Below are 449 nucleotides of genomic sequence, written 5' to 3' on the forward strand. Positions count from 1 at the left end.
GTACTTCTTGCCCGCTTTACTGCGCGGCACCGTGTCCGGCGTGTACTCGTCCGGCTCGGCAAGTTCCAGCATATGCCCAAAGCACCAAGTGACTTTATCGAGTCCGCAATCGATAAAGCCTTCATTGTCATGGCCTTTAATGCCCAACTCGGCTGCAATGGCTTTGCCAACCGAGGGTTTTTCCGCGATAAATAAGCGCATAACTTGATGCTCCCTACCAAGTGAATACAGGCCGTACCACGCCTTTAATTTGCGCGCGGTCAATCAAGCCGAAATAGCGGCTGTCAAATGAGGTGGGGCTGACATCGCCGATAAGCAGCAGTTCGTTTTCGGCCAGTGTGTAATTCGCCCGTTCAAATTTCGGTAAGGGTCTGCCGCCAGGGTCGGTGGCTAAGGCTTTGGAATGGGCTAAACGCTGCCCATTAATCTGTATGCCGGTTTGATCAATG

The 449-nt window shown here is 52.6% G+C and carries 2 protein-coding genes; both read right to left on the reverse strand.

Annotated features, from left to right (window positions below):
- Positions 1-201, reverse strand: a 201-nt coding sequence (locus AXE65_RS12360) for a toprim domain-containing protein (protein ID WP_153015474.1), incomplete at its 3' end; no start/stop codon positions are given.
- Positions 202-214: 13 nt separating this feature from the next.
- On the reverse strand, positions 215-449 hold a 235-nt coding region (locus AXE65_RS12365), incomplete at its 5' end, for a S26 family signal peptidase (RefSeq protein WP_193393249.1).

Origin of the sequence: Ventosimonas gracilis (genome assembly GCF_001580025.1) — a bacterium.
In the GTDB taxonomy this organism is placed as follows: Bacteria; Pseudomonadota; Gammaproteobacteria; order Pseudomonadales; family Pseudomonadaceae; genus Ventosimonas; species Ventosimonas gracilis.